This window comes from Actinoplanes sp. NPDC051633 (assembly GCF_040681735.1).
In the GTDB taxonomy this organism is placed as follows: domain Bacteria; phylum Actinomycetota; class Actinomycetes; order Mycobacteriales; family Micromonosporaceae; genus Actinoplanes.
The window spans coordinates 1-2,753 of record NZ_JBFAZH010001036.1; the positions used below are offsets into that span (position 1 = coordinate 1).

General features: G+C 70.1%; 3 protein-coding genes. 2 read left to right on the forward strand and 1 reads right to left on the reverse strand.

The window, feature by feature from the left end:
• Positions 1-38 precede the first annotated feature (38 nt).
• Positions 39-596, forward strand: coding sequence for a DUF305 domain-containing protein (locus tag AB0M20_RS36465; protein WP_364305224.1), 558 nt, complete (start codon positions 39-41; stop codon positions 594-596).
• A 70-nt stretch (positions 597-666) separates the two neighbouring features.
• Here AB0M20_RS36465 and AB0M20_RS36470 read toward each other — a convergent pair whose 3' ends face one another.
• The gene (locus tag AB0M20_RS36470; RefSeq protein WP_364305226.1) at positions 667-2,061 is read right to left on the reverse strand and encodes a DUF1996 domain-containing protein; all 1,395 of its coding nucleotides are present in this window, start codon (positions 2,059-2,061) and stop codon (positions 667-669) included.
• Positions 2,062-2,240: 179 nt separating this feature from the next.
• On the opposite strand from AB0M20_RS36470, the gene AB0M20_RS36475 reads away from it, so the two are divergent.
• The coding region (locus AB0M20_RS36475) for a LacI family DNA-binding transcriptional regulator (protein ID WP_364305228.1) at positions 2,241-2,753 on the forward strand (513 nt) is incomplete at its 3' end.

Below are 2,753 nucleotides of genomic sequence, written 5' to 3' on the forward strand. Positions count from 1 at the left end.
TGCCCTATTCGCCGACACTTTCTCCGATGTTCCCTCGCATGGCATCCCCAGCCGTCGCCGTATTGATCGCGGCCGGCCTGTGCGCGTGCGACTCGGGGGCGCCGGCCGCCACGCCTCGACCGCCGTCGCCGGCGGTGAGTGCCGGGTACGCCTTCGGCGGCACCGACCGGGCCTGGATCGAGATCAACATCGCGATGAACTCCGAGCTCGTCCCCCTGCTCGACCTCGCCCCCGCGCACAGTCACGACGAGGCCGTGCGCGCACTCGCGACGCAGCTGAAAGACTTCCACGCCAACGAGACGGCGACCTTGCGCCAGCTGCACGACGAGGCCGGCCTGCCCGCCGAGAACCCCCACGTCGGCATGCCGATGCCCGGCATGGTCACGCCCGACATCGTGGCGAAGGCGGCCGCCAGCGAAGGCAGGGCGTTCGACGAGTACCTCAAGCTGCATCTGCGGGAGCACCTCGAGCAGGGCGTGCAGCTGGCCCGCAGCGAGACCAAGTCCGGCGTCGAGCCGCGCTCCAAGCAGCTCGCCGAGGACATGATCGCGCGCCGTACCGCATTCCTGACGAAGCTGGGAAAAGCGCCGCAATGATTTCTTCGCCATTTCCGGTTATTCGAACGGCCGGAGACCGTCCATTTCCGGCGGCCTCCGGCGTGATCGATTAACGGGGCAGTTCGTAGTTCTCGTTGAGGGCGGCGCCGCGGTTCGGCTTGTAGAGGTCGAAGCCGCGCGGGTCGCACTGCAGGCCACCGTTGATGCAGTGGCTGACCAGGGCGGCGAGCGTCGGCGGGTCGAAGACGTTGTAGAAGTCGTAGTGGAACGAGTAGCCGCGGCCGCTGGACAGCCGCACGTTGCGCATGTCTCCGCTGACCGGGAACGCCATCTTGAACTCGATCATCGGCACGGCGACCGGGTGGCTGTTCGGGCAGATCCCGAGCACCGGGTACGCCATGTGGCTCTTGTGGTCCGGCGAGTCCAGGTGCAGGCCGTTCCAGCAGCTCGGCGCCTGCATCCGGATGTTGAGCTGGGTGCCGGCCGGACAGTTCGCCGGGAAGTCCCAGTTGAACGAGCTGTCGCCGCACTCCCAGCCCTCGACGGCGCCGGGCGCGTTGCGGAACTCGTCCAGCGTCGCGGACGGGCTGCCGACCAGATACCGCAGGCCCGGCGGCGACGGCCGCACGCTGCGGTAGTCGATGACGCCGGCCTTGTAGTAGATGACCTGCCGGCCGACCGGCTGCACCGCGGTGTCGCCGTTGAGCAGCGTCGGCATCCAGTAGCCGGTCTTGTCACCCGGCGTGATGCAGCTGGTGCCACCGGCCTGCAGACTGCCCAATGTGGACGCGGCGTTGGTGGTCGTGTTGCCCATGAACGTGTGCGAGTGCGAGGCGCCCGGCAGGTTCGGGAAGACGATCGGGTCGTCGGGCAGGTTGGACCGGCTCACCGAGCAGTTCATCTGGAACTCGTGGTGGGTGGTCGGCGGGTTGGTCGCGGGCGGGACCTGGGTGGACGGGACCACGCCGGTGACCGGCGGGTTGGCGAGCACGTAGCCGGCGCCACCGGGCGGGGTGGCGCTGCTGGTGCCGTAGACCTGGAACTCGTAGAGCGAGTAGCCGTAGCCGGTGCCGCGCTGAGTGCCGTACATGCGGACGTAGCGGCCGGTGCCGCTGACCGACAGCGTCTGGTTGCCGCCGGCGCCGGTGGTGGTGCTGTAGACGGTGGTCCAGTTGGCGCCGTCGGCACTGGTCTGGATCTGGTACGCGCGGGCGTACGCGGCCTCCCAGCGCAGCGCCACCTGCGTGATCGTGGCGGTGGCGCCGAGGTCGACACGCAGCCACTGCGGGTCGGACCAGGCGCTGCCCCAGCGGGTGTCGGTGCGGCCGTCGACCGCGGCGGCGGCCGGGGCTCCGCCGTTCTCCTGCGAGGAGGCGAGGGCGGGCCGGCCCTGTGACAGCAGAGTGTCGGCGGCGTGGGCGTCCGGCCCGGCCACCAGCAGCGCGGCGCCGCTCAGGGCGACGGTCGCGCAGGCGGCCAACAGGCGTCTTCTTGCGGTTCTCATGCGGGGATCTCCCTCGGTGTACGGGGACGGGGAGCTTGGAGAGCGCTTTCCGAAGTCTGCCCTCGCGCGTGCACGATCGTCAATATGTCCGGGGTATTACGCCACGATGTCCGGATCGCTCCGGCTGCGGCCGCGCCCGACGGAGAGCGCTCTCCTCGACCTGTGCTATAAACGCGGGCATGACTCGCGTACCGGTCGGCGAGCGGCTGCCGACGCTGGAAGACGTTGCTCGCGTGGCCGGCGTCTCCCGGGCGACCGTTTCCCGGGTGATCAACGGCATCCGCAATGTCGATCCGCAGCTGCACGAGATGGTGTGGCACGCGGTCGACGAGACCGGATACGTGCCCAACAAGCTGGCCCGGTCGCTGGTCACCCGCCGCACCGGCACGGTCGCGCTGGTGGTGTCCGATTCGGAGTCCCACGACGACGACCCGTTCCTCGGCCGGTTCTTCGCGGACCCGTATTTCGGCCGTGTCGTCGGCGGCCTGATGAGCGTGCTACGCCAGGCCGGCGTGCAGCTCGCCCTGCAGATCGTCGGCACCGCCGACCAGCGCGCCCGGCTGGTCGGCGACCTGCGGCACGGCCAGGCGGACGGCGCGGTCGTGCTGTCCCTGCCCGCACACGACCCGCTGCCGCACATGCTCACCGACGCGGGCGTGCCCGCCGTGATGATCGGCCGCCCACCGGAGCCG